This is a genomic window from Pseudoalteromonas sp. 19-MNA-CIBAN-0066, from assembly GCF_040308705.1.
In the GTDB taxonomy this organism is placed as follows: domain Bacteria; phylum Pseudomonadota; class Gammaproteobacteria; order Enterobacterales; family Alteromonadaceae; genus Pseudoalteromonas; species Pseudoalteromonas nigrifaciens.
This window is the reverse complement of the sequence record NZ_JBEONZ010000011.1, coordinates 1-23,816: the sequence shown is the minus strand read 5'-3', so window position 1 is coordinate 23,816 and position 23,816 is coordinate 1. Positions and strand designations below refer to the sequence as shown.

Genomic DNA, 23,816 nt, shown 5'->3' with positions numbered 1-23,816 from the left:
GCCGTTTAACTACTAAGAACTATAACGTATAAATCATATCAGCCCGTTACTTAACGGGCTGATATGATATTCACTTACTTAAATAAAACCTCGCCAAATAGCCATTTAACATTAATCGTCGTTGCCACGAGGAACAGCAAAACCCTCACACTCACCGTTATCTAAATCAATAAAGGTAATAGGCTGCTCACTCTCCATAGTATTAATGTAATTTTTAATAAACGGAATAACAAACAGCTGCCTAAGCCTATCGTCACACATTAACTCTGTTGAATTTGTGTTCGTCACGTTATAGTCGTCCGACATATCATTGCGTATTAATAGCGGATTGTTTTCAGGCTTTTTAAGCCAATATTCTAATTGGCCTAATGCGCTATCCCCCCAATTACCGCTAAACGGGATAGGGGTTGAAATAAGCTCAATGTTAATCTCATTAGCAACAAGATTATGTGAGCGACAGTAGTTTAATTGTCGGTTCATGACCGATTGCACACACTCATCGACTGTATATGTTTGCTTATCGGCCCAATCAAAACGACTTATGCCAAATTTATAAATAACCTCCCTAGTACCTTTGGTTTGAATAATACCGCTCCATACATAAAAAATAATATGGGTATGCGAAAAAGGGCTATAAGCCGGCACGCTTTTTATTTTCTTATCAGCTGTTGGCAGTAGTAATGTAGGCTGGTCGACCCCCGGGTAATTTGAAAAATTCCTCACGTAGTCAGTTTCACCATTAGTGTATGTAATGTGAGCATGAATGCGTTGCTTACCTGTGCTTTCTTTTTCACCACGCTCTACCTGTACCGACCATATAGGGTATAGTTTAAACTTATTTGAAATTCGGTATAAGTCGTTAATAATTTTTGCATCACTGCTTATCATGTCACACACCTTTGCACCGTCTTGTCTTTTTCTAAGTGAAGACAATGTTGTGCGTGCTATAAAGTAATCGGCAATAACAATATCAATGATGTACTTATCTTTTTGTTTAATATAGTTTTTAAAGTCTGGGCGTTGATACTCAGGAACATAATCAGATGTGTATACTTTAATATCAGTTACATGCGCTGCATCACTAAATCTTTGTAGCTCTTTTTTCACGCTTGCTTTAAATGTTTTAATTTTTTGAGGTGTGTTCATGTCTTCAAGATCATAAGACACCGCCTGTATATTTTTTGCATATTTGAGTAACTTAGTGGATGTTTCGGCTATGCGCTTTTCAATTTTATTTCTTGCCTCTGAAAATTCAGCGATTAAGGTATAGCGATAATCGCGTTTTGAGTGAACATAATTCACTTCAACAGTTAACGATAATAAGTTTTGATCTGCGACTCTTCTATTATCAAGTATGTTATCTAATTTATGCTGTAACGTTGTTTGAAGCTGCACTGCATGGTTTGTTTTTTGCGCTATTAAGGCACAAGGGCACAGCGTAATATTGCCCTCTTTAGTAATATACTGAGATAAGTAGCTCAACATTCGCCGACGCGGCTTTGAGGGCTTTTTGGTATACCCTAAAAATTGTGTAATGTGTTTTTGACACGCCCGCTTATGGCTAGAGGCAGAGTAAGGAATGGTGCACTCGTACTGTTTAAACAAACCAATAATAGGCTGAAACATCATCCTGTTACTAAATTCATCATACCATTGGCTTTTATTGAGCTGCTTTAATGGCATATCCATTAGCTTAGCAAACGCAGTTTGAGCCACGTCTAAATCTACCTCAAATTCTTTAGTTGATGGGTACGCCAACGTATTACCTGGGCATTGTTTGCAAATCATAAGTAACCTCTTTTGGGTTAGTAGTAAATTAAATGCGCATAAGCGCGGTATGAGTATTAAATGGTATAGGTGTGGCATGCGCTTGTTTGGCGTTAAGCAAGCAAACGCATAGCCATTACCTGTGTGTGCTTTATGCAATCCCGCGTTCAATCATCATTTCATTAAACGCAAAGCCATCTTGCCTTGACGCATTGGCAACATAGGGTGCGTATACGTCAAACAATAAACGTGTGTCGCTGTGGCCTAGCATGTGCGAAATGTAGAGTGGGTTTTCGTGCGCTGCGATATGCAGTACAGCAGCGGTATGGCGTGTTTCGTAAGGGCGGCGACGTGCAAGCCCCGCGTTATTGAGTGTGGGGTACCACAGTTGAGTACTTACAAAGTGGGTATCAAGCGGTTTACCTTTGTGAGTAAACACAAATTCACTGGTTGTTTGTTTTTGTAAGCGTTTAAATAGCGAAAAGAGTGTATTACACATTTTTAAGTCGCGGCGCGACTTAGGTGTTTTTACATCTCCCAATTCACCATTAACCCAATTGTGGCGAATACGAATAAGGCGATGATTAAAGTCGATATCTTCCCAGCGCAGGCCGTGTATTTCACAGCTACGCATACCGGTCCAAAATCGCACGGTAAAATAATCACGCCATTGTGTAGGGGTACATTCTAAAAAGCGTTGTACTTCATCTGCGGTTAGTGGCAGTGAATTAGCGCGTTCTTCTTTTAAGGTTTTATAGCGGCGTAATGGGTAAGTAAAGTCATGCTCTTCGGCGGCTAAACTTAAAATAGCCACAAACGGCCATAAAATACCGTTAATGCGTTTATTAGAAAGTTTACGGGCCCCTTTGGTATCGCATATCATTAAGCTTTCGCGAAAATAGTCGACATTAGCTAATTTGATCTCATTAACTAATATATTGCCAAACTCAGGAATAAGGTAACGGTCGAGCGTATTACGTACCACGCTTTGGTAGCTGCTTTTCCATTTTGCTTTTTGGCGATCGAACCATTCATTCGCGTAATCGTTAAAAAATGGATAAAGGCGATCGGGATCTTTAGCGCGTTGCAAAGCTTCAAACTTAGCCACTTTTTTGCTTTCAGGAAAGTAATCGCGATACTGAAACGTATCTAAGTCAATTTCAGCATTGATTTTTTTAAGCGTTGCATTGGCTTTTTTAATATTAACAGGGGTTGCCATGAGCTTAGTGCCTTCACGAAAGCGCTGCCCATAAATGTGTAAATCAAATTGAATACGCCCATTGGGGCGAATGCGAATGTGAGCCATAAAGGCCTCCATCAGTTAATGGATCTATAAATAGATCTATCCCTCACCGATGGAATTCGTTAGAATTGGATCATCGGCTGGGTCGGTTTAAAGTCAGCGCAGCCGGTACGGGGTAGGGAGGTTGCCGCCTCTTTACCCCAACTGCTTATAAGATACCAACCCGCAATAATACGTAATCAATCTGAAGTATTACTTAATTAAGCGAATTGGTATTGTTCCCAATTGTGTTAATACCACTATGCTGTTACGCTTTAGGCATTAAATTCACAATTGTTCAAAATTTCACTATTAAATATAGCAAGCGCTGTATATTTGTCCAGTGTTTTGTTGTTAATTTGTCGATTTTGAAATTTTAGCAAACAATGTGAGTGACTAACGCTAATGCGCCCAACATAAACACATTAGCGTTAGTAGATAATTTAAACATCATCAAACCCCATACCAGGAAGTTGTGGATCACTAAAGTCTTCCCCACGTTTCCCAAGTTTTTTCTCCAATGCTTTTTTAGCTTCTATTACCTTGTTCATTTTTTCAGGTGCAAGTTCAATATCATCAATACATTGATATGGATTGACAGAGTCTTTATCGCTATAAAAACCGAGACTACGTTTTCCATCTTCATCTAACAACATTTGCAACTTGATTTGCTTAGCTGTTGTGATATCACTAATTTTCACTTTTGAAAGTGCACTTAAGTTAATGCGGTAAATCATAGACGATGTTTCTTTGATATGCTGTGTGGATAAAAAACAATTACCGCCAGTTTCTTCAGTTAACCCAGCTAACATTACGCAATTACTGTCTATGTACAATAGTGCTTCGTTTGCTTTTTTTACTATGCCCATATTACGATAACTTGTAATTTCATCTTTTAAGGTATAGATACTGATAACAAGCTTTTGCTCAACGACGTAGTTTATTTCTTTTTTATTAGCATAATCACGTAAAGAAAGTAACGAGTTGGATATTACGTTATGACCATCACTAAATACTGCTCGTTCATCATCAGTATATATAGTCACAGTTTCGGATTTAGTTGATAGAGCGAGGTTTTTTAAGTTTTCAACGCCATCCTTATTCAATAATAAGTCAAATTTTGGTGTAAACCCTTCAGGAACATCAAATGGGATAATTCTGTTGTCACGTTCGATACGAATTTTCGATTCTGCTTTATTTGTTTCAAATGAATCGTAAGGCGTATATGAATTTGCGATATTGGCCATTTCTATTGCTGAGGCTGTTGGTATTGTTAGCTTCTTTGCTTGTTCAACAAACATTAAAAAATCAAGGTGTTCTGCCACTATCTCTTTAGCTAGAATATATATACGTGACTCGCCTTTTGTTAGGGTGTCAACGTGTGGGTAGGGGTTTTTGGAAGTGTACTCGATATCGACTTCAATATTGGTCTGTTGTAAATGGAGGCTCAAACACTGCTTAAAGCTACTTGCTGATAGACTCCACTGTCCATCTTTTAATAACCAATCTTTTTCAACATCTAGACTGATTATTTGCATGCTATCACCTGTCCCCATAATTATTTTGCATGTTTTATCATTGATAATAAATGAAATCCGAGCTTCAGCATCTAATTTTATTACGCTCTTTAAAAAATCACTTATCGAAGTTTGCTCTTTTGGTTTAAGAACTATTTTTGCCATCATTAGTTACCCTTATTTTAAGGTTATATTTAAAAAGTATTGTTCCAACGTTTGCGCTAGCAATGTCGAAGGAATGAGTGTTTTCAGTGTGATAATTAATTGAGTGTTCCCACCAGGCGTTTTATGCCAGTTTAAATTATCGCCTTTACGTAAAAACTGGTTCTTAACCATATTTAATTTATTACTGTTAATACTTTTTCTATTTTGGATTAGTAAAAAAGTAGCCGTGTAATGCTTTAATGGCCCTTTGTGGCAAAGGGCTTTAAAAGCTTGCAATGTCTTTTGGTTGCATTTACACGAAAATTGAATATCAAGGGTTTCGATATTTGATCTATCCTTTGGTGTGTGAAGAATTACTTTAGGTTTACCCAATGCTTTAAGCGCTTTTAGCTCTTTAGAGGCAAAGTTAAAATATTGTCCTTTTGCTAATTGACGCCACTGAATATTGGCTGTTTTAAAGTCTAAGGTTTTATTATTTAGTGCTTCAAATACTTTTTTACAAAAGTAATTAAACGTATTCGTATTTTTATCGATAAAATCTTCAGGTAACGAGCTCTTCCATATAGTTTTAAAATCACATTTATTAAATGTAGAAGGCTGTTTATTGGTCGTAGTAACTTTACCTCCCATGAGGGGATTTAATTTCAGTTTTTTTATAATTTGGCTCTCTGGTAGCTCAGGCTGAAACTTCTTTTTATCCTCACTACTAAGTAATGAGTACTCTTGGCTAAGTGAGTTTAAAATACGCGAAATATCATTTGAATCTACAGGGATATCAAATATATAGCGAAGCTCTGCTCGTGAGTATTGACGATAAGCAGGTTTGAGTAATGTAATTGTTTTTTCCATACCATGAAGGTAATGACGACGAGTCGTTGCGTAGCTAGAGTGTCCCAGCTCCTTTGCTATAGTGTCTAATAATAACCCGGTATTCATTTCGTCAAATGGTCGGCCTTCTAACCAAAAGTCAAAACGTGCTAAACAGCTTTCTTTAGATAGCATTGCCTCTGTTGCTTCATCTTGAAGGATATTTGATAAGTGACAGCCTTGACGTTGATAAGCGAGATGTAATCCCTGTAAGTAAAGTAATTCAGCACCACCATGACGCAAATGATGGAAACGTACTTTAGGACCGAATAGTGCTTTTAGTGCTTGAGTTACAGGGTAGATATAATAGGTTGAACGCAAGCCTATAGATTCGTGTTCAAAAGCGAGTAAAGGCTTCGTGTCATCGCAGCCTGTTTTGATTTCTAATAATATTCCTATAAGTTTGGCTGCCGGCTCTGGCATAAATACAGTAATTATTCTCGGCTTTTTACTTTTAGTCGTCCCCTCTGGCGTATTTCTTATAGCGATACTAAAAAGCTGCTTTTTTTGTGGGTTTATAATAGTAATGTCACCTAAGCAAAGCCTTAAAACTTCGCCTCTTCGCATAGCTCCGTAATACCCTAAGATGACTGCTATGCTGGCAAATAGTCGTTGCATAGCATGCCCATTTTTTGAAGAAAGTAATAGCTCTACGGTGCTGTTTATCTGAGACACATTTAAGCAAAATGGATCAACAAGAGAAGGCTGCTCAGGGCGCTCGAATTGCTCTAGATCTAACTCATCAGTGAGCTCTTGATGTGCTGCACTGCGAAGGAAATTATATAAATGCCACGGTGTTGTTTTTTCATCTAAACGTTCGAACTCTTTATGTGCCCAACAATGTAACGCTTCTGGGTTCGTGGCATCGTCAAAGCTTAATGGGTTTAAGCTTTTATAAAAGTTTGTATAGCGGTCAATACTTTGAGAAAGGAGTGTCTTTTTGTGAACCCCACCTTCATTAAATAGCTCATCAGTAAAATGAAAAAACAGTTTAGGTATTATATTGTCGTCATCCCAAGTTGGCGCAGTAGGCCTCATAACATTTTTTTGGGATGATAATTTATAGTATTTAATAAGTTTTTTATGAGGCCATGCATCGGCGAGTGCTTTTTTTTCTGCCCCTGCAACCGCTTTATTCATCGGGGGAATGAATAATACATTTTCTTTTGCCGTATCAATTGTATGAGATTTTGTGGATTCAAGTGGCGATACATGACGCATAGGATCACTTAAGTTACGTAATAATCTTGGTGGCACAGCATAGTGGTGGTGCCAGAATGATTGAAAAGTACGCAACCATTCTGCGGGACTCATTGCAGCGAAGTAATATGGCTCAGTATCTACCCAACGATTAATAGCATCCAATAATGATTTTGTTGTTAACGCCTCCTCAGGGAGATAGTTATAAAAGTTTTGCAAAACCCTTAAAGGGAAAGCTGGCAGTGGGTAACGTGTGAAGCTCGTGTTGCTTTCATCTGCATATGAAGCAATAGGTTTAGGGTGTGACACTTTGAGTGTAAATTGCCCTTCGAAAAACTCAATACAGGTAGGTGTTGATAATATTCTTTGCCAGTACGATAAATGCAGCGGTGCCACTTCAAAGTTCAACACAAGCAATACCCAACCTAAGTCATGCCATCGCTTAACTATAAAAGATTCACGTTGTGACTCATATCGGGAAAAACATTGACTAGCTCGTAGATTTTTTTTATGTATGTTAAGTAGCCATATCATTGAGTCATCTGTAAAAGCTTGCTCTTTTACCTCTGGTAACTGCCAATTACATATTTCTTTCAAATAAAATAAAACGTGATCAAGTGCGTTTAAAAGCACTCGTTGTTTACCTGTGGGTATACTTTTAATTCGTTTATTAATTTCGTTGAGCTGCTCTTTCGATAGTGCTCGTTCATTAATATTCAAAGAGTTAATTAGATCACATATCCACTGAAGGTTACTAGTTTCCTCGCAATCCATACCTAGCTCTACACGGTAGGTAATAATAGTCTGAGCCGTTAGTGCTTTTTTAGCCATGATTTACTCCTTTTACCTCAGCTAAATTTAAAAACTCAGGGATTTTATTTAAAAAAGAGCAAAACTTATTTAGTGCGATAGGAAATAGCTCATCGCTTCCTAGTTGTTCTCCATAATTTGCATGCCCCATAAGTCGACTTATGTCTTGAGACGTGAGCGTAGAGGATAATGATGTTAATGCATGCTGGGCAAAAAAGTGTCGTAGATGATAAGGTACTATTTTTACTTCCCCTGGATTAGCTTTTGACCACCACTTAGCCATAAACGGTCGCAAAATTTTTGCTGATAATGGCTTTACCTCTAAATTTTCATCAATCAAAAACCACATTAATGGAGAGTCAAAAGTAGTAGATGAATGACGTTGCAAGTTTTGCAGTAAAAACTCGTAGCGTAATAATGCAAGACGAAAATATTCACATAACCAAATAGTACGATAACGACCTTTATCAAAAATGATGACAGAGTGCTTATCGAAGCAATATTCTTTTTTAAATGTAATTTCGTGTGTTGGACGTGTACTTGTTAATACGATATATAATAATGCAAGTTCATATACTCTAAAGTTATACAGCTCCTGTAAGCTTTCTAGCGTATGTTTACTTTGCTCAAGCTTTTGGCCTTGTAAGTGAAGTTCATGAAAAAAGCGACGTACTGAATCAACATTTACATACCGTATTGAACCTATAAAAATAGGCGGGGTGTTTATATAGTCTCGTTTTACTGTCGATATATCATAGTATAAAGAAGGTATTTTCCCTGCTGTACTACATAGGTAGTCTTGTTGTTTGGTCGTATAGCGAATGATTTGAGAGTCGTTATGCAAAATAGGCTTTGCAGCGCTAAACAGCTTTAATAGCTCAGGCTCATAGACAGCTTTAGAGAGTCGATCTAAGTAATATGTTTGGGCAATAAAAATATCAGATCTTATTTGGTCACTGCTGCGTCTTTGATAATGAAAAGCACTAGAATGATGTAAGTTATCAACTCCAAGTAAAACTGCTTTTGCTGGTGTCGTTAGACTAGGATCGCATTGAACCATTTTTTTGAAGTAATTAAACAAAACATCCTTACGAACTAGGTATTTTCCTTTTAATACAGAAGGAGTTCGCCATTTGTCATTAATAAAACATAAGAATACCTCTTTCTCAGCTTGGCTCATCACCCAGCAATTATTAGCTTGCTTCGTTTTTGTTATTGCATCAGAGAACCAGTGATTTAAACCATTTGGAATAGGTTGCCATTGCCAGTTAATACCGCCTTTAGTTGGGTAAGCAATAGCATATTCTACCCATGAAGGGTTATTTCTACGGACACTCCTTAAACTGTGTTGTTGACAAGGATTATTACCACTAACAATGGTGATATCTGGAATATCTTTGATTGTTCTACATGACGTGAGAGCATCAGACAGCCATAGGTATAAGAAGTTAAAAAGTGCGCGATCATATGCTGTTACTTTTGTACTTGGTGATGGTTTATATAGTTTTTTTAATCTTATTACAGCTGTCAATAACTTAAGAGCATAATGCCTAGCATTGGGGAATGGGGCTCCACTGTTTTTATATCTTTCTTTTGATTTTATGGCTTCATTACTCATCGTTTATACACTTCTCGTCTGGTTGTTCGTTATTGAAATTGGTTAACTTTAAAGCTAAATAGTAGGCCTTCCTCAGCACACTAGTGACGCTTAAAAACATGAATAAATCCCATGGAATTTATTCAAAAAATTATGCAAATGAATTCAGTTTTTATCAGGTTCATTTACCTCCTCTAATACTTGACGGAGATACTTGAGCTAAATGACTAAGCTGTTTTTTACTGGGTACAGCTAAATTAAGTGACTTAGCGTTGTTATGCCGACCGTGTAATTGCTGTGGTAAAGATTTAAATTCAGGTGCAAGTAGTGCTGGCTTTATTAGCGCAAGGGTGGATATTACTGGCTCAGATTCATCATAAATAATGAATGAAGCATGTAACTTAAATGCTGCATTATGACTGAGAATAATTTTGATCAGAGGCATAATAATTAATGCTATATACTGTCCTTCTTTTTTACTCTTCAAGACAGGTATAGGGCTAGAATCAAGCAAACATTGAAGCTGTTCAATTGAAAGAAACTGAATGTCGGGTAGTTTTTTCTGCGTAAATTTCTCGTCTGATACCAAAGCAGTCAGCGTTGGGTGCTGTTGCAATTCAAGCGCGTTTAACGGTAGTTTTTTAATCTTTGGCACAACAATAGCTCCCTATATAATTTAATTTTACGATTATCGATATGTTCATTTTGTTATTAATTAATATTGCTCTGAGCTTTACTAAAAATAGAAAAAGTGCACTTCAAAGGATGTAAATCTAATAACGTTTGTATTACCTCAATGGGTAACTCACTAATGCACTGGTTTACTTTTAAATCCGCGATATCATTTTTAATCAGCTCTCCTAATAGTGGGTGAGTTTGTAATTTGGCCTTAGCAAGCGGAATAGCTTTTTGTTTGTGTTTCATTATTTTCCCCGTAAATTTAATCTAAACTGGCAACCTGTTTTAGGTTGCTTCTTCGTTATGCTCAAATTTGAAACTACACTTATAAGCACTTTTCTGAATCAAAAAACTGCATTTTGGTCATTTAAATGGACATTTTTTTTCAGAAGGTGCTTTTTTGTATTATTTAAAGTTAAATAAACCTTTTTTGTAATATAAAAAACAATGCTTAAATATTGTTTTTTGTTTTCTTACTGGTTTATTTGTATTACTCATTAATATATGGAAGAAGCTCTTAAAAAAAGGAGAAAGTGATTATTTCGACAAATAGTTCACAAGCATGCTCAAATAGCTCCCCCTTTTTTTACATTATTCAAAGTTAAAGAAACCTTTTCTGTACTTCATAAATTTACCTTTTCAATTTTTATTGATTAACGTGTTCACGCTTAAATCATGATAAAACTATTCTCTTTCCGCTGTGGCGATTAACTCCTGCTTTGTAGACCTACTTATTTGAAGTGCTGAATATAAACATCTAAAAACGTTCAAAATGAGCAAATAGCTAAAATGTGAATAAGATAAATCGTAAAGGGATTTTTTGAATGGGTCTAAAATTAGAGCACCCCTTTTTGTACTCTCTAAATTTCGCATTTAAAAAAATCGCTTTTCTATTGGGTAATTTAATTACATTTCAATTGGTTAGTTTTTTATTGTTTTTTAATAAAAAACTGTTTTTTTGATTTTTTAAGAGTTAACGACACCGTTTCACTTTTCTAAAAGCAGATTAGGTCTTTTTTATATGTAAACTCGGATCAATAAATCTATAAATGAGCCTTCTCAGTTATTAGTTAATGCAATAACCGAGAAGGCATTCACGGATCAATATGTCTACAATTTAAAAAACACGTCAGCTTTAGAAAACATCGCCATCATAGAAAGGCTGGCCATGGTAAATAGTGTTATCACCTGCGTAGATAGCATTTTGATCACTCATTGCTTTCACAGTATTAAAATTCAAATGGCAACTCTCTATTATTGGCCAACCCAGTTCATGGCTAACAATCATGAGCTGAACATCACTTTTCTCTTGAAGTTCAGTACGAATAACACCAAAAAAGTGCTTCATGTTAATACTGTCCGCGCAAGCCAATATGTGAACACTCTCAGATGCAAAAGCTGCTTTAAGGTATTCAATAAGTGGGGGATGGTTACTAACAATGTTTATCATAAAATGCGACGCATCACTGTTAGTGAGGCAATGTTCTATGGCTGTTTTTACACCTACTTTTTCTAATTCGATATTCATTTTAAAACTCGCTATTTGCTTAATTGAATATTCAAAATATCAAAGACAGATATCCTTTCAGAAAAAGTACTAGTTAGTTAAGCTGCTGTTTTAAAATTATTTTGTTTTTTAATGAGTGAAAAAAGCTTTTTTAAGGGATAAGGTAACAAAGTAAAAAAGCCCTGCAGCAAAAGACCGGATCACATTGACTATTGCTTTATACGAAGCAGTCTTAGCTAGGTGCTTGGACACAGGGGAGGGCTCTCGCGGGCATAAAAAAACGGTGGTTTTGTAGTTTAATAGGCTGGTTTAATATTACAACTGAAGAGCAAGGTAGTTCTATTAATGATAATTTTTCTAAAGTACGTCGGAACCAGAGCAAAGCAGATCGACATTGTGGCGTTGAATAGTTGTCAATGATAGCTATATAAATTGAGGTAAGTTACAGATGAGAACAACTCACCAAAATAGGGGGCAAAACCCAGACTTTATCGCTGTTGTTACATGTGGGAAATTAACTGCTCGCTCAAACCCGCTTGCGGAAATTGAAATAGCGCAAACCGGTCTTACAACAGCGGGTCTTCGTGCATTTGCTAATTTAATTGGCTTGAATGTGAGTGATATTGCAAAAGCAATAGGGACAACCGAGCGAACGTTAATTCGCAGTAAAGAAAAGCCATTAAATAAACAGATCAGTGAACATACATTAGAGATAGCTAGACTATCTGGGGTCGGGGTGGCTTATTTTGATGATGTTAAACGCTGGAGCCAGTGGCTAGATACGCCTCATATGCAGTTTGATAATCACCCTCCGCGCGCGATGATAAATACAATTCGCGGCCGTGAATTGATACACCGCATCATTACCGGACTGCAATATGGGTTTACTGCGTAATGGGTGGAACTGGTGGTTAGTGACCTCAGGCTAACCGGTTATATTTACTACTTTTAATTATATACAGCTAGAAGTAGTAAGCATGAGGGTGTAAGTATCTTTGTGTCGTTCATGTCCGTATTCACACCTACACTAAGTAGAGCCGTTACATTGAACGCCCTTAGCGCTCAATAAGAGCAAGTAAAGTTTGGAGCCAATCGGCTAAGATAATTGTAGTGAAGTCGGCCAAGTTAATTGACGCTAGATAGTTTGTTTAAAATGCTCACGTGCCTAAGAAGCCCTTATTTTATAAGAATATTGCCAAATGTTTAGTCGATCGACAACAGCATCTTTGCTTACTTTTCACTTAACCCACAGCTATCCATGAACTGACTAAAATGCACTTTACAGTGATCATAAAATGTCTGAGTCAGCCTATTCATGGGGGGTGATGTAGAAGTAATAAAACCATAAACAATTTCTATTTCAGGCTTAAAAGGGATAAGTTTTAAGTCATCATTTTGAAACTGTTGTGCTATCAGCTTGTTTACAATCGAAATACCCACCCCATGTTTAGCCAATGTACAGGCAGTGGGTACAGTATGTGTTTCCACTCTTACTTTTAAGCGAACATTGCTTTGTAAAAATGCATGCTCAATTCTCCTACGCGAATGTCGTCCTTGTCCAAGTAATACTAAGCTTTCATCACGTAAATCTTCAGGCTGAAGTTCTCGAGCATTAGCAAAAGGATGGCTACTTGATACCGCGCACACTAGATTACTACTAATTATAGGTTCACAAAGTAAATTATCATGATTTTCAGGAAGCTGTATAAAACCACAATCGAATGCTTTATTTGCAACTAACTCACAAGCCCTAGCAGGACTGTGACTATCTAAGTTAATTTTTACATTTGGGTGATCTTTTAAAAATGATGCAACGGCTTCGGCCAAAGGTCCCGCAACAAAACTGCTAGGAGCAACAATATTGAGATGGCCTACATGCGATTGATGGATATTTTTTGCTAGTTGTTCCACTCGGTACACACTTGCTAACGACGTTTCTACTTGTTTATGTAAGGCAACTGCTTCATCAGTAGGAAATAAACGTGCTTTCTCTCGATAAAATAAAGAAAAACCAACTTTACTTTCAAGCTGTGCAATAAGTCGACTAATACCAGGTTGAGTTAAGCCTAATAATTTAGCAGCCCCTGTTGCAGAGCCTGTTTTTATTACTGCGTCAAACGCTTCCAAGCTGTTCAAAGTAATTTTTTGTTGGTTCTGTTGCATATCATTCATAACGAATTGTTATAGCCTAATGATTAAAAGGTATAATATTGCATACACTTTAGTAAATAGTAAAGTCTAGGTTAATAAAATGATAACCTAAACTTTTGGAGCTCAACCTATGGAACGTTTAATGTTTAAGCAATCCGTAATATCACTCGCCATTGCTACAGCATGCCTAACTGCGAGTCATACTGTATCTGCCGAAGACGTAACGGCAGAAAAAAGTGTCGAAAGAATCGCAGTAACTGGTTCGCGTATTAAACGCCAATCTGCGACAGCAAGTCCAATACAAAATATTGATTTAGAGGCATTAAATGCTAATGGTTCGCTCTCATTAGGTGATGCATTACAAGAACTTCCTTCAGTTGGCTCCAGCTTAAATGGTAATGGCTCAGCAGGCTCTAGTCACGGTTCATCTAGTTTGAATTTACGTAATTTGGGTGCTAACCGTTCCTTAGTGCTTGTTAACGGTCATCGCTGGGTGAATGGTGCCGGTTCACGCGGCTTTCGTGATTTCGTTGATATGAATACGATTCCTCAAGCAATTATTAAACGCGTAGAAGTACTTCAAGATGGTGCTACAGCTATTTATGGTGCAGACGCTATTGCCGGTGTAGTGAACCTGTATACCTATGATGACTATGAAGGCCTTGAAGTAAAAACTACCTATGGTGAAACAACTAAAAGCGACAGAGAAACGTTCAATATTGATATTTTATCTGGTGTCAATATTAACGATGCCAACTTAATGTTCGCTGCAAGCCATGTTGATCAAAAGCCTATTTATACACAAGATAGAAATATAACCGCGGTTCCATTAAATGGATTAACGTCGGCGACACCGCAAGGGCTTTTTTTCGAAGATAATTTAGCGACCGTAAACGGCCTTACTCCTTCATCAGGGGGGATCACTCGCAATCCAGGCAAGGACGGTAATAATATTGATAACTGGCGTAAAGTGAATAGCGATGATACCTATAATCGTTATTACAATAACTATGTAACAGGTCCTAGCGAGCGTTCTTCATTATATACACAATTGGTTATGCCAATAGGCTCAGTAAACTTTAAAGCTGAAGCGCTGTATAATTCACGTGAATCAGATCAACAGTTTTCACCCGCACTATCTCCGATCCGAGGAAGTCGCGGCTTTGTTATTGCTGATGACGCAAGGGTAAACCCTTTTGGGGTTGAGTTCTCTGGTAGCGACTTCAAACATAACGCTTTCTTTATGAATAATGGCTATCGAGTCAACGAGCAAAAAGTTGAAACAACACGATTTGCTATTGGATTAGACGGTGAACTGTCTAATGACTGGTCATGGGATAGCTTTGCATCATGGGCAAGTAATAAAGGCGAATTTACTTCTAATAACCAAATGAATTTAGATAAGCTAGCATTAGGCTTACGTGCATGTGATACGACAGGCATTGATGCCGATGTGACAGACTTAGTTTCAGGTTGTGTGCCAGTAAATATTTTTGCCCCACTGACCGACGACATGGTTAACTATATAAACTTTACTGGCCATGATAAAAATGAAGCTAGCCAACTAGACTTTACTGCAAATATTACCGGCTCTTTATATGAACTACCCGCAGGCTATATTGGTGCAGCTTTTGGTATTGAATACCGTAAAGAAAAGGGCGAAGACACACCCGACAGTATCATCAACTCAGATCCACGTATTAACACTTATAGAACAACCACATCTTCACCTCGTGAAGGGACTACCGGTGAATACGACTTAAAAGAAGCTTATGCAGAGTTTAGCATTCCTCTTCTTGATGATAAGCCTCTCGCTGAATATTTAGAGCTGAGTTTAGCGGTACGTTACTCAGATTACAGTACGTTTGGTTCGACTACCAATAGCAAAGTTGGCTTACTTTATACACCCTTTGAGCAACTTACTTTACGAGCAAACTGGGCTGAAGGCTTCAGAGCGCCTTCAATTTTAGAACTTTTTGAAGGTGAACGCTTAACTTATAAAGCAGTTAATGATCCTTGCTCTACTGATAATAATTTAGCAGGTTGCAGCGGTGTGCCAACCGATTATTCGCAGCCATTTAGCAACGTACAAGTAACAACAGGCGGTAACCGTCAGTTAGTACCTGAAACTTCAAAGAACAAAACCGTAGGCTTGATTTACGAATCTAACCTTATTGAAAACCTAAGCTTTACTTTAGATTGGTATGAGATCGAAATAAATAACACTATAAGTGAGTTTGGTGCGCAAAATAACCTTGATTTATGTGCTTATCAAAACAAAAATTGCGACACCATTACGCGAGATAGTAGCGGTGAAATCATAGATATTTTAGATGGCCCGGTTAATCTTAATGCGACACGTGTTTCAGGCATTGATTTTGTCTCATATTACACGTTGCAAACAGACTTTGGTGACTGGTCGTTCAATGCAAATGTATCAAAATTAAACACTTTAACTGAATACACGACCCTGTCTGATGGCTCAATAGAGCAGGAAGATTTAGTAGGCACTGCAGCATCACGTGAATCTTACCCTGAATGGCGCGGTACTTTCTCAAGTACGTGGAAATATAATGGATGGACAGCTAATTATAACCTTCGTCATATCGACTCTACGACTGAGCAATTTCTAGGAGAGCCTCGCGGTATAGGCTCTGTGACCTATCACAATATCTCTGGTGGTTATCAGTTTGCAAACAACCTTGGTGTTAAATTAGGGGTTAATAACCTTGGCGATAAGCAGCCACCTGCTTCGTTAACTAATTTAAATATTAACTTTGATCAAAATACCTATAATCCAGTTGGCCGTTATATGTATTTGCAACTCACTTACTCACTTTAATGAAAGTCGTTAAGCCTGCTTTTGGGCAGGCTATGTTTATATAACTAGGAGATAAATTTATGAAGTCGGCTTTCAGTTTGTTAACCCCAATTGAGTCAGAAGAAATACCCTTGGTGTTCGATTCACCACACAGCGGGATTCATTGCCCCGATGATTTTAATGCACAAGTACCCTTAGAGTTTATAAAGTCGGGGTGGGATGCCTTTATAGACGATATTTGGCAACCCATTACTGGAAAGGGAGGTTACTTATTGCATGCAAATTTCTCACGTATGTATATAGATCCAAATCGTGCACCAGATGATATTGATCCCGCATTATTAGATGAGTCATGGGATCGATGTAAACCAACTAAATACAGCGACCGTGGCATGGGGTTAATTCGTCGTTACGCCTTACCCGGAAAAGCCATGTATGATAGAAAGTTAACGCGAGAAGAAGTAACCCATCGTATTGATCATTACTATTCGCCATACCATACCCAACTGCAGACTTTATTAGATGATTTATACACTCGACACCAAGGTGTATGGCATGTTGATTGTCACTCTATGAAGTCAGTAGGGAATGGCATGAACATCGATGCAGGTATAGCACGTCCTGATATAATTTTGGGTGATAAAGATGGCCAATCAGCAGATCCTGAATTTGTAAATGTGATTGCCCAAGCATTCACTCATAAAGGCTATAAAGTGGTAAAAAATACACCCTATAAAGGCGGGTATTTGGTGAGTAATTACGGTAATGTTGCTGCAAATCGCCACTCTGTACAAATAGAAGTAAATCGTGCTTTATATATGAATGAGAAAAAATTCGAAAAAAATGAAAATTATGAGCAATTTAAGCGTGATACTTCCTTTGTGGCTCAACAATTAGCTGCTTATGTGTCTGCTCAAGTAGGTAAATAATAATGAGCGAAAAAAATTATAGCAATGAAAAGAAGGGCTTGAACCCTATTATCATACTGTTAGGTATCTTGTTTTTAGCTACGCTACTTACTTATATTGTTGACTCTGGAGTATATGAAAGAGACGGCAATATGGTAGTTGCCAACAGTTATAATATTATTGATAAAGATAAGTCGTTATCAAACCTATTCAATTATCAAGATGCGGATTTAGTAAAAGCCGAACCGGTGAGTATTATTGGTACATTTATGGCGATCCCTTCAGGCCTTGAACAAGGCTCAGGGTTAATATTTATGGTACTTATCATTGGTGGTATGTTTGGTATTCTTACAAAGGCGGGTACGATAGATGCAGGGCTTGAAAGGTTACTGAGCTTAGTACAGGGTAATATTTATGTGCTCGTTATTCTGCTCATGATCGTATTCTCCGCAGGCAGTACGTTTTTAGGTTTAGCATCTGAATATTTACTTATAATCCCACTCATGGTTGGCATGGCCAACCGATTAGGGTTACCTAATATTATAGGCTTCGCTATTGTATGTGTTGCAGTAAAGGCAGGGTATTTGTCATCGGTAACAAACCCATTACCTTTAACTATTGCTCAACCTCTACTCGGGCTACAGATTTTCAGTGGAGCAAGTGTACGGTTTTTCTTTTATCTAGCATTTTTAGCTGTCGGCATTGGCTTTGTACTTTTTATGATTAAGCGCCAAGGTTTTAAAAATGAGCAAGTACATTTTCATAGCGAAAAACTATCAACACGCCATGTCATCATATTGCTTACTCTTACTAGTGGTATTGCTTTATTAGTTTATGCATCAACACAATGGCATTGGAAACACCATGCACTAAGCGCCTATTATATCGCACTTAGTATGGTGCTTGCTGCTATTTCAGGTCTCAGTGCAAACCAAGCCGCGCAAGCGTTTGTTGACGGAATGAAAAAAGTGTTACTTGCTAGCATACTCATTGGCGTAGCAACTGCAGTTGCTGTGGTGCTAAAGCAAGGCATGGTTTTAGATTCAATTGTACATTTTTTAATGTCATTTATAGGTGAAGGTAATGCTTACTTCGCTGCGACAGGCATGTTTGTATCACAATTAATGCTAGATTTTCTAATTCCTTCAACGTCGGGGCAAGCAGCCGTAAGCATGCCTATTTTAGGGCCAATCGGTAATTTAGCAGGCGTATCTGAGCAAACAACGATAGTCGCATTTTTGTTTGGTAATGGTATAACCAATATTCTTACCCCTACCTCAGGCACTTTATTAGCCTACCTAGCCACCGCACGAGTTGGATGGGGCGAATGGGCTAAATTTATTTTTCCACTTTGGTTAATTTATATCGTGCTTGCTATTGTATTATTGCAAGTGTCGGTGTTCATCAACTTTTAAAACAACACGCGCTAAACATTCAACTATTTTTGATAATGGTTGAATGTTTAGCTTAATGAACGTGTGATTTATAGGCTCGATTTTTAATTGCTAGGTGATTTTTAAAAGTTTAAAACTATTCAGCTCAGTTATGTTTACAGAGCAAGTCGAACTTCTCAAAGAACCGAGTTACGTTATTCAAAGTAAGGGGTTATTTGATTTAAATTTCAACCATACCGCCTTAATAAGAAGCTAAAAAATAGTTGCTTATACTTTAGCGACGTAGGGTTAGGAGGCATTTTTTGTCTTTCTTAATTGACTTGATATGTTTTTGATACCAGAATATATTAAATATTGGTATTGGAGGTTGGCATGGCGAAAAATACAAGTGTTACATTAGGTGAGCATTTTGACTCATTTATTAGTCAGCAATTAGAGACTGGTAGGTATGGATCTGCAAGTGAAGTTCTAAGAGCTGGATTAAGAGCCTTAGAAGATCAAGAATTGAAAATGAACAATCTAAGGAATATGTTGGTTGAGGGAGAAAACAGCGGAATAGCTGACTATTCATATGACACACTATTGAGTGACTTAGATAAAGAAAATCATTGATATGAAATTTCATATATCTAAAAAAGCTAAATCAGATTTAATAAAAATCGCTCGTTACACGTAACTTAACTGGGGCAGGCAGCAGAGAAATGACTATTTAAAATTACTTGATAGCGTTTTTCATCAAATTGCAGAAGAACCAGAGCTAGGTTATATTTGTGATTACATTAGAGAAGGCTATAGAAAGCGACCGCAAGGGAGTCATGTCATCTATTACAAAGAATTCGGCAAGAAAGAAGTTGTAATTATTCGAGTTCTTCATAAAAGCATGGATATACACCGGGCTCTCTGAAAACGTAACTGGCCAACAATACTGTCTCAGATAGACTCAAGTGGATCTATACGCGTTCGCCATTGGCGTTTATTAGACAATGGCTGCTCATCCAGTTTATCAATGCGCCTTGCTGAACGTTCAGAAATACCTGCTTTCGCAGCCGCGATAACTTGGCTATTACGCTTTCTATGTTTCATATAAATAGTGACCTGCTGATCAGTGATTCGTGTTCCCGGCACAGTGAACTCCTCCGTTCTGCTGTACCGAACCTTATCAGATAAACCGGCCAAGATAATTGTCGCTAGACCGGCCACCGTAATTGTCGCTTAATAACTTGGGCAACCGGCATCTAAAAGTAGCGTTGGCAGATTTTTGAGCCTTTTGGCTATTTCTTGAAGGTATGCAATCAATTCATTTGGATCACACATAGGTGAGAGTTGCTCGGCTACTTGCAAAAAGTTTACCTTGCCTCCACGTTCAAAACCGTCACCCCACTTAAACAATCGCGTTACCATTTCAGGATCTGCTTTCATTGGCGCAAAGTCATAAATAGGCGCAAACGAAATCTTATTCTCTTTTTTGTTGAAGTACCCCTTGATAAATCAAGGGGATTCTTGTCGTCAACGGTTTAAGCATTGTGATACTAGATCACTTTAGACTTCTAAAACCTCTTACAAGCATTTAATGTGTCGGTACTACCTACCGCCACAAATTATTTAAGCTATTAGCCTTAATCTCTCATTATGGATATTAATAGCGTAAGCGCACTGTTTAAATGCTCGCTTACAAACAATTGAAATATTAGACTCATGACCATCCCAGGAAGAATACTTCCGAAAATTACAATTTTTATGATTAAAAGGGAAGTAAACTTCTGTTTTGTGGGAATATCGTACGAGGTGTCAGAAATATATTTTAACTTGTACTCTGGTATAAATTTAATACAATCAGTAAATCAATATATAAATACAGGGTCGTTATGGGTACTATAAGTTTTCGTGTCGATGATGATGTGAAAAAGCGTTCTTACGCTGCACTAGAAAAATTAGGTATAACTCCGTCAGAGCTACTAAGGCAGACACTAGAATACGTTGCACAAAGAGAGGCGTTGCCGTTTAAATCCGCGCTACTGACAAGTGAGGATGAAGCGTTAATTACTGTAGCAAAAGCGCGTTTAGCTGCTCCCAAAATAGGTGTCAAAACCTCGCTAGATACCCTATGAACATTACGCAAATTTAATGCTCGATATCTAATGAACCACCTTTAAATAATCATATGGTAAATATTAATGAATTACTAAGAGAAGAGTAGCTACTTTGATTTGGCTCTAATTTGCCAGTAGTGTTACTTTTCTTCTTACTAAGTATTTTTTAAAATTTAAAAGAGGGCAGTTACACCAGGCTCATTATAAACTTGAGGAAATCGACTTCACCCCATTTTGGCGTTTTATACACCATAATTATTAATTGCTGATAACTATATATTCCCCAAGCCGTCTAAGCCACTACCTAATTCAGCATAATTAACCTATCACTATGAACCTGATTAATAACACTAGCCATAATTTTAATATCGCAACAAATTCATATAGCTTTGGTATTTTTTAATATTGATAGTTCATGGATATTTTTAAAATATAGCCACAGGTAAATTGCTATACAAAGGGGCGCAAACATGAATAACATATCACGAAAATTAGCAGATTCGCTTGAGCAATTACAGCAGCTTCAGGCGTCAACCGCATTATCATGATAATACGATTGCTGAATTTTTTGCCACGATTAAAAAGCGAATAATTAAGTGTAAGAGATACCCACACGATAAGATGCGAAAGCTGGGAAGCCCAAACCAACCTCAAAAACTAAATATTCTGTCGACGCTTGCTGTAAAAAGTATACTGATATATCCTAATCAGGCTCCAAGATGTCAAATAAAAGTTAACTAAATGTTTTTATTTAGGGGTGTTTCATTATTGATAAAAGGGAATATTTATCATTTGAGCCGAAAAACTCCGTCCTAAAGGTCGGGGATGTAAGGTTTTAGCGCAACGCGCTAACAATAGAGCTTGAATCTTACGAAAACACTGTGTATCTTGTAAGGCATGAAAGAGATAGCGGTTAAACAACGGTTCTACCCAACACCTGAGCAAGTAACCTTACTTGAACAGACGTTTGGCTGTACGCGTTTTGTTTACAACTCTATTCTTCGTTGGCGTACTGATGCTTACTACAATGAGCAAATCAAGATTAACTACAGCAAAGCATCAAGCTATCTAACTGAACTCAAGAAAAACCCTGAGTTCCCTTGGCTTAATGATGTTTCTAGCGTTCCTTTGCAGCAAGCAATCAGAAACCAACAAACTGCTTTTAAGAACTTCTTTGAGGGTCGAGCTAAATACCCAACTTTCAAAAAGAAGCGCTCGAAACAAAGCGCACAACTAACCAAAGCAGCATTCAGATATACTGATGGTCAGTTGTTCATGGCTAAATCTAAGCAACCTATAAATGTTCGTTGGTCGCGAGAGCTGCCTAGCGAACCAACCACCATTACAATTAGCAAAGACAGTGCGGGTCGCTACTTTGTATCTTGTCTGTGTCGCTTCGAGCCAAAACCACTATCGATTAGTAAAAATACAGTCGGTATTGATTTAGGTTTGACTGACCTTGTTATTGCCTCCAACGGTTTCAAGTCTGGAAATCCCCGTCACACCAAGCGTTACGCTAGTAAACTAGCTAAGACTCAACGTGTGCTATCGAAGAAGAAGAAAGGTTCTTCTAACTTCCACAAAGCCAGAAAGAAAGTCGCTCGCGTTCAAGCAAAGATTGCTGATTGTCGTCACGACTTCACCCACAAACTGACTTCCCAATTGATAAACGATAATCAAGTGATTAGCTGTGAAAGTCTGAGCGTAAAAAACATGGTCAAGAATCGAAAACTTGCTAAAGCAATTAGCGATGCCAACTGGGGCGAGTTCGTGCGCCAACTTACCTACAAAGCTGAGTGGTACGGTCGAACTGTAGTTAAGATTGATAAGTGGTATCCAAGCTCTAAACGCTGTAATTGCTGCGGTCAGGTTGTCGATTCCTTGCCGTTACATATCCGTAAATGGTCGTGTCCTCAATGCTCTAGCGAGCTAGACCGCGACATAAATGCGGCACTGAATATTAAAGCTGTCGGGCAGACAGTGTTAGCCTGTGGAGCGTAAGTAAGACTTTAGATTCTTTTGAATTTAAAGCGATACGCTATGAAACAGGAATCCCCCTCCTTTCCCGACTTGTCGGGCGCGAAGCGAGGTGGGGGAGGATGTCAACACTATTCACGGCTGAAGGTATACAGGTTGATTTAATTAACACCACTTTAAGCGATCTTGCCGGGCGATTTGCCTTTAACGGTTTACCTTTAGGTTTATATCGTTTAGATGTTTCAGGCGAAAATGTTGAAGCTCAATCTTTTGATATTACAATCGATAGTAAGCAAGTAATGTTTGATGTCGTCGTTGACATAGTACCAAGCATTTTAATCAACACTGAAAACGTTGTCTTTAATGGTGAAAACTTAAGAGTTTCTTGGGATGTTGCAGGACTAGACCAAAATGATGAGCTAAATGTCAAACTAGTTCATGCTAGTGGTCAATTAAATCTTGCAACTGAATTGGCTGCTCAAGCTGGTCAGATAATTTGGCCTGTCGATATTGCCGAGCAAACGGTAACAGTAGTGGTTGAGCTAGCTAATGACGAAACTGTTAATGCGAGTGCCCAAGTTGTTGTTATTCAAAAGAACAGAGCGCCCGTAGTCAACATAGCAATTCCAGATCAGGAAGCACAATCGGGTCTTGCGTATAGCTTTACCTTTGATGCGCTAACTTTTACTGATGCTGATGAAGGCGATGAGCTGACTTATTCTGCAACATTAGAAGATGGTACAGAGTTGCCAAGCTGGTTGAGTTTTGAAGCAGACACTAGAACTTTTTCAGGTACGCCTGGTGATGCACATATTGGTATGGTAACTATTGCCGTATCTGTTACCGATGGTGAAATTTCACAGCCTGTAACAGAACAATTTAGCATTAATGTAGTGGCTGCACCTGTTGTTGAAAAACCCGTTGAAGACTCTAGTGATAATGATAATGATAATGATAGTGGTAGCTTAGGCTGGTTCAGTTTAATTTTAATTGTATTCGCTTTTACCCATGAACAACTCCCACTAAACGCTGCGCGTTTTGAAGGAGTTTCAAAAAGAAAGCCTAAGCTACCTTTTTAGGCTGGT

At 37.9% G+C, this 23,816-nt stretch carries 18 protein-coding genes and 2 pseudogenes; 9 read left to right on the top strand and 11 right to left on the bottom strand.

What is annotated here, in order from left to right; all coding sequences use genetic code 11:
• Positions 1–111: 111 nt before the first annotated feature.
• The 8 genes from AAEZ18_RS08680 to AAEZ18_RS08645 all read right to left on the bottom strand — a co-directional run bounded on the left by AAEZ18_RS08680 (position 112) and on the right by AAEZ18_RS08645 (position 11,411).
• Positions 112–1,788, bottom strand: coding sequence for a hypothetical protein (locus AAEZ18_RS08680; RefSeq protein ID WP_350594441.1), 1,677 nt, complete (start codon positions 1,786–1,788; stop codon positions 112–114).
• A gap of 130 nt (positions 1,789–1,918) precedes the next feature.
• Positions 1,919–3,073, bottom strand: coding sequence for an Arm DNA-binding domain-containing protein (locus AAEZ18_RS08675; protein WP_350594439.1), 1,155 nt, complete (start codon positions 3,071–3,073; stop codon positions 1,919–1,921).
• Between the two features lie 419 nt (positions 3,074–3,492).
• The gene (locus tag AAEZ18_RS08670; protein ID WP_350594438.1) at positions 3,493–4,734 is read right to left on the bottom strand and encodes a hypothetical protein; all 1,242 of its coding nucleotides are present in this window, start codon (positions 4,732–4,734) and stop codon (positions 3,493–3,495) included.
• A 9-nt stretch (positions 4,735–4,743) separates the two neighbouring features.
• Positions 4,744–7,629 (bottom strand): site-specific integrase, encoded by a 2,886-nt coding sequence (locus tag AAEZ18_RS08665; RefSeq protein WP_350594437.1) that lies wholly within the window; start codon positions 7,627–7,629, stop codon positions 4,744–4,746.
• Positions 7,622–9,226, bottom strand: a complete 1,605-nt coding sequence (locus tag AAEZ18_RS08660; RefSeq protein WP_350594434.1) for a site-specific integrase — start codon at positions 9,224–9,226, stop codon at positions 7,622–7,624. The genes AAEZ18_RS08665 and AAEZ18_RS08660 overlap by 8 nt, the downstream gene beginning before the upstream one ends.
• Before the next feature lie 160 nt (positions 9,227–9,386).
• Positions 9,387–9,860, bottom strand: a complete 474-nt coding sequence (locus AAEZ18_RS08655) for a hypothetical protein (RefSeq protein WP_197108479.1) — start codon at positions 9,858–9,860, stop codon at positions 9,387–9,389.
• Between the two features lie 56 nt (positions 9,861–9,916).
• Complete coding sequence (locus tag AAEZ18_RS08650) at positions 9,917–10,129, bottom strand: hypothetical protein (RefSeq protein WP_197108494.1); 213 nt, start codon at positions 10,127–10,129, stop codon at positions 9,917–9,919.
• A gap of 889 nt (positions 10,130–11,018) precedes the next feature.
• Positions 11,019–11,411: a hypothetical protein gene (locus tag AAEZ18_RS08645; RefSeq protein ID WP_350594432.1), complete on the bottom strand. Its 393-nt coding sequence runs from the start codon at positions 11,409–11,411 to the stop codon at positions 11,019–11,021.
• Between the two features lie 427 nt (positions 11,412–11,838).
• Between AAEZ18_RS08645 and AAEZ18_RS08640 the strand changes: the two genes are divergently transcribed.
• Entirely contained in the window at positions 11,839–12,285 is a 447-nt protein-coding gene (locus tag AAEZ18_RS08640; protein WP_350594430.1) for an Xre family toxin-antitoxin system antitoxin, read from the top strand.
• Between the two features lie 335 nt (positions 12,286–12,620).
• Here the strand turns inward: AAEZ18_RS08640 and AAEZ18_RS08635 are convergent, their stop codons facing one another.
• Positions 12,621–13,553: a LysR family transcriptional regulator gene (locus AAEZ18_RS08635; RefSeq protein ID WP_352255283.1), complete on the bottom strand. Its 933-nt coding sequence runs from the start codon at positions 13,551–13,553 to the stop codon at positions 12,621–12,623.
• 130 nt (positions 13,554–13,683) lie between these two features.
• Between AAEZ18_RS08635 and AAEZ18_RS08630 the strand changes: the two genes are divergently transcribed.
• The 5 genes and pseudogenes from AAEZ18_RS08630 to AAEZ18_RS08610 form a co-directional block, all read left to right on the top strand.
• Entirely contained in the window at positions 13,684–16,383 is a 2,700-nt protein-coding gene (locus AAEZ18_RS08630) for a TonB-dependent receptor domain-containing protein (protein ID WP_231618030.1), read from the top strand.
• 59 nt (positions 16,384–16,442) lie between these two features.
• Positions 16,443–17,291: an N-formylglutamate amidohydrolase gene (locus tag AAEZ18_RS08625; protein ID WP_197182952.1), complete on the top strand. Its 849-nt coding sequence runs from the start codon at positions 16,443–16,445 to the stop codon at positions 17,289–17,291.
• Between the two features lie 2 nt (positions 17,292–17,293).
• Complete coding sequence (locus AAEZ18_RS08620; RefSeq protein WP_197182951.1) at positions 17,294–18,685, top strand: YfcC family protein; 1,392 nt, start codon at positions 17,294–17,296, stop codon at positions 18,683–18,685.
• A 351-nt stretch (positions 18,686–19,036) separates the two neighbouring features.
• A complete protein-coding gene (locus AAEZ18_RS08615) occupies positions 19,037–19,276 on the top strand; it encodes a type II toxin-antitoxin system ParD family antitoxin (RefSeq protein WP_008113998.1) in 240 nt (79 codons plus the stop codon).
• A gap of 79 nt (positions 19,277–19,355) precedes the next feature.
• Positions 19,356–19,568 (top strand): annotated as a pseudogene (locus tag AAEZ18_RS08610) (type II toxin-antitoxin system RelE/ParE family toxin); the annotation flags it as partial.
• Between the two features lie 29 nt (positions 19,569–19,597).
• On the opposite strand, the pseudogene AAEZ18_RS08605 reads toward AAEZ18_RS08610, so the two are convergent.
• Positions 19,598–19,789 (bottom strand): annotated as a pseudogene (locus AAEZ18_RS08605) (IS21 family transposase); the annotation flags it as partial.
• Positions 19,790–19,876: 87 nt separating this feature from the next.
• Complete coding sequence (locus tag AAEZ18_RS08600) at positions 19,877–20,083, bottom strand: hypothetical protein (RefSeq protein WP_024606882.1); 207 nt, start codon at positions 20,081–20,083, stop codon at positions 19,877–19,879.
• A 446-nt stretch (positions 20,084–20,529) separates the two neighbouring features.
• On the opposite strand from AAEZ18_RS08600, the gene AAEZ18_RS08595 reads away from it, so the two are divergent.
• The 3 genes from AAEZ18_RS08595 (at position 20,530) to AAEZ18_RS08585 (ending at position 23,810) form a co-directional block, all read left to right on the top strand.
• Positions 20,530–20,772 (top strand): type II toxin-antitoxin system RelB/DinJ family antitoxin, encoded by a 243-nt coding sequence (locus AAEZ18_RS08595; RefSeq protein WP_350594425.1) that lies wholly within the window; start codon positions 20,530–20,532, stop codon positions 20,770–20,772.
• An 879-nt stretch (positions 20,773–21,651) separates the two neighbouring features.
• Positions 21,652–22,755: an RNA-guided endonuclease InsQ/TnpB family protein gene (locus tag AAEZ18_RS08590; protein WP_350546504.1), complete on the top strand. Its 1,104-nt coding sequence runs from the start codon at positions 21,652–21,654 to the stop codon at positions 22,753–22,755.
• Between the two features lie 98 nt (positions 22,756–22,853).
• The gene (locus AAEZ18_RS08585) at positions 22,854–23,810 is read left to right on the top strand and encodes a putative Ig domain-containing protein (protein WP_197183111.1); all 957 of its coding nucleotides are present in this window, start codon (positions 22,854–22,856) and stop codon (positions 23,808–23,810) included.
• Positions 23,811–23,816: the final 6 nt, after the last annotated feature.

Bases quoted from the DNA above. Each gene is read 5' to 3' on its own strand.
- AAEZ18_RS08645 (WP_350594432.1), bottom strand. From the start codon at position 11,411: ATGAATATCGAATTAGAAAAAGTAGGTGTAAAAACAGCCATAGAACAT.
- AAEZ18_RS08590 (WP_350546504.1), top strand. From the start codon at position 21,652: ATGAAAGAGATAGCGGTTAAACAACGGTTCTACCCAACACCTGAGCAA.
- AAEZ18_RS08620 (WP_197182951.1), top strand. From the start codon at position 17,294: ATGAGCGAAAAAAATTATAGCAATGAAAAGAAGGGCTTGAACCCTATT.
- AAEZ18_RS08595 (WP_350594425.1), top strand. From the start codon at position 20,530: ATGGGTACTATAAGTTTTCGTGTCGATGATGATGTGAAAAAGCGTTCT.
- AAEZ18_RS08680 (WP_350594441.1), bottom strand. From the start codon at position 1,788: ATGATTTGCAAACAATGCCCAGGTAATACGTTGGCGTACCCATCAACT.
- AAEZ18_RS08650 (WP_197108494.1), bottom strand. From the start codon at position 10,129: ATGAAACACAAACAAAAAGCTATTCCGCTTGCTAAGGCCAAATTACAA.
- AAEZ18_RS08675 (WP_350594439.1), bottom strand. From the start codon at position 3,073: ATGGCTCACATTCGCATTCGCCCCAATGGGCGTATTCAATTTGATTTA.
- AAEZ18_RS08665 (WP_350594437.1), bottom strand. From the start codon at position 7,629: ATGGCTAAAAAAGCACTAACGGCTCAGACTATTATTACCTACCGTGTA.
- AAEZ18_RS08635 (WP_352255283.1), bottom strand. From the start codon at position 13,553: ATGCAACAGAACCAACAAAAAATTACTTTGAACAGCTTGGAAGCGTTT.
- AAEZ18_RS08585 (WP_197183111.1), top strand. From the start codon at position 22,854: ATGTCAACACTATTCACGGCTGAAGGTATACAGGTTGATTTAATTAAC.
- AAEZ18_RS08630 (WP_231618030.1), top strand. From the start codon at position 13,684: ATGTTTAAGCAATCCGTAATATCACTCGCCATTGCTACAGCATGCCTA.
- AAEZ18_RS08625 (WP_197182952.1), top strand. From the start codon at position 16,443: ATGAAGTCGGCTTTCAGTTTGTTAACCCCAATTGAGTCAGAAGAAATA.
- AAEZ18_RS08600 (WP_024606882.1), bottom strand. From the start codon at position 20,083: ATGAAAGCAGATCCTGAAATGGTAACGCGATTGTTTAAGTGGGGTGAC.
- AAEZ18_RS08660 (WP_350594434.1), bottom strand. From the start codon at position 9,226: ATGAGTAATGAAGCCATAAAATCAAAAGAAAGATATAAAAACAGTGGA.
- AAEZ18_RS08670 (WP_350594438.1), bottom strand. From the start codon at position 4,734: ATGATGGCAAAAATAGTTCTTAAACCAAAAGAGCAAACTTCGATAAGT.
- AAEZ18_RS08615 (WP_008113998.1), top strand. From the start codon at position 19,037: ATGGCGAAAAATACAAGTGTTACATTAGGTGAGCATTTTGACTCATTT.
- AAEZ18_RS08640 (WP_350594430.1), top strand. From the start codon at position 11,839: ATGAGAACAACTCACCAAAATAGGGGGCAAAACCCAGACTTTATCGCT.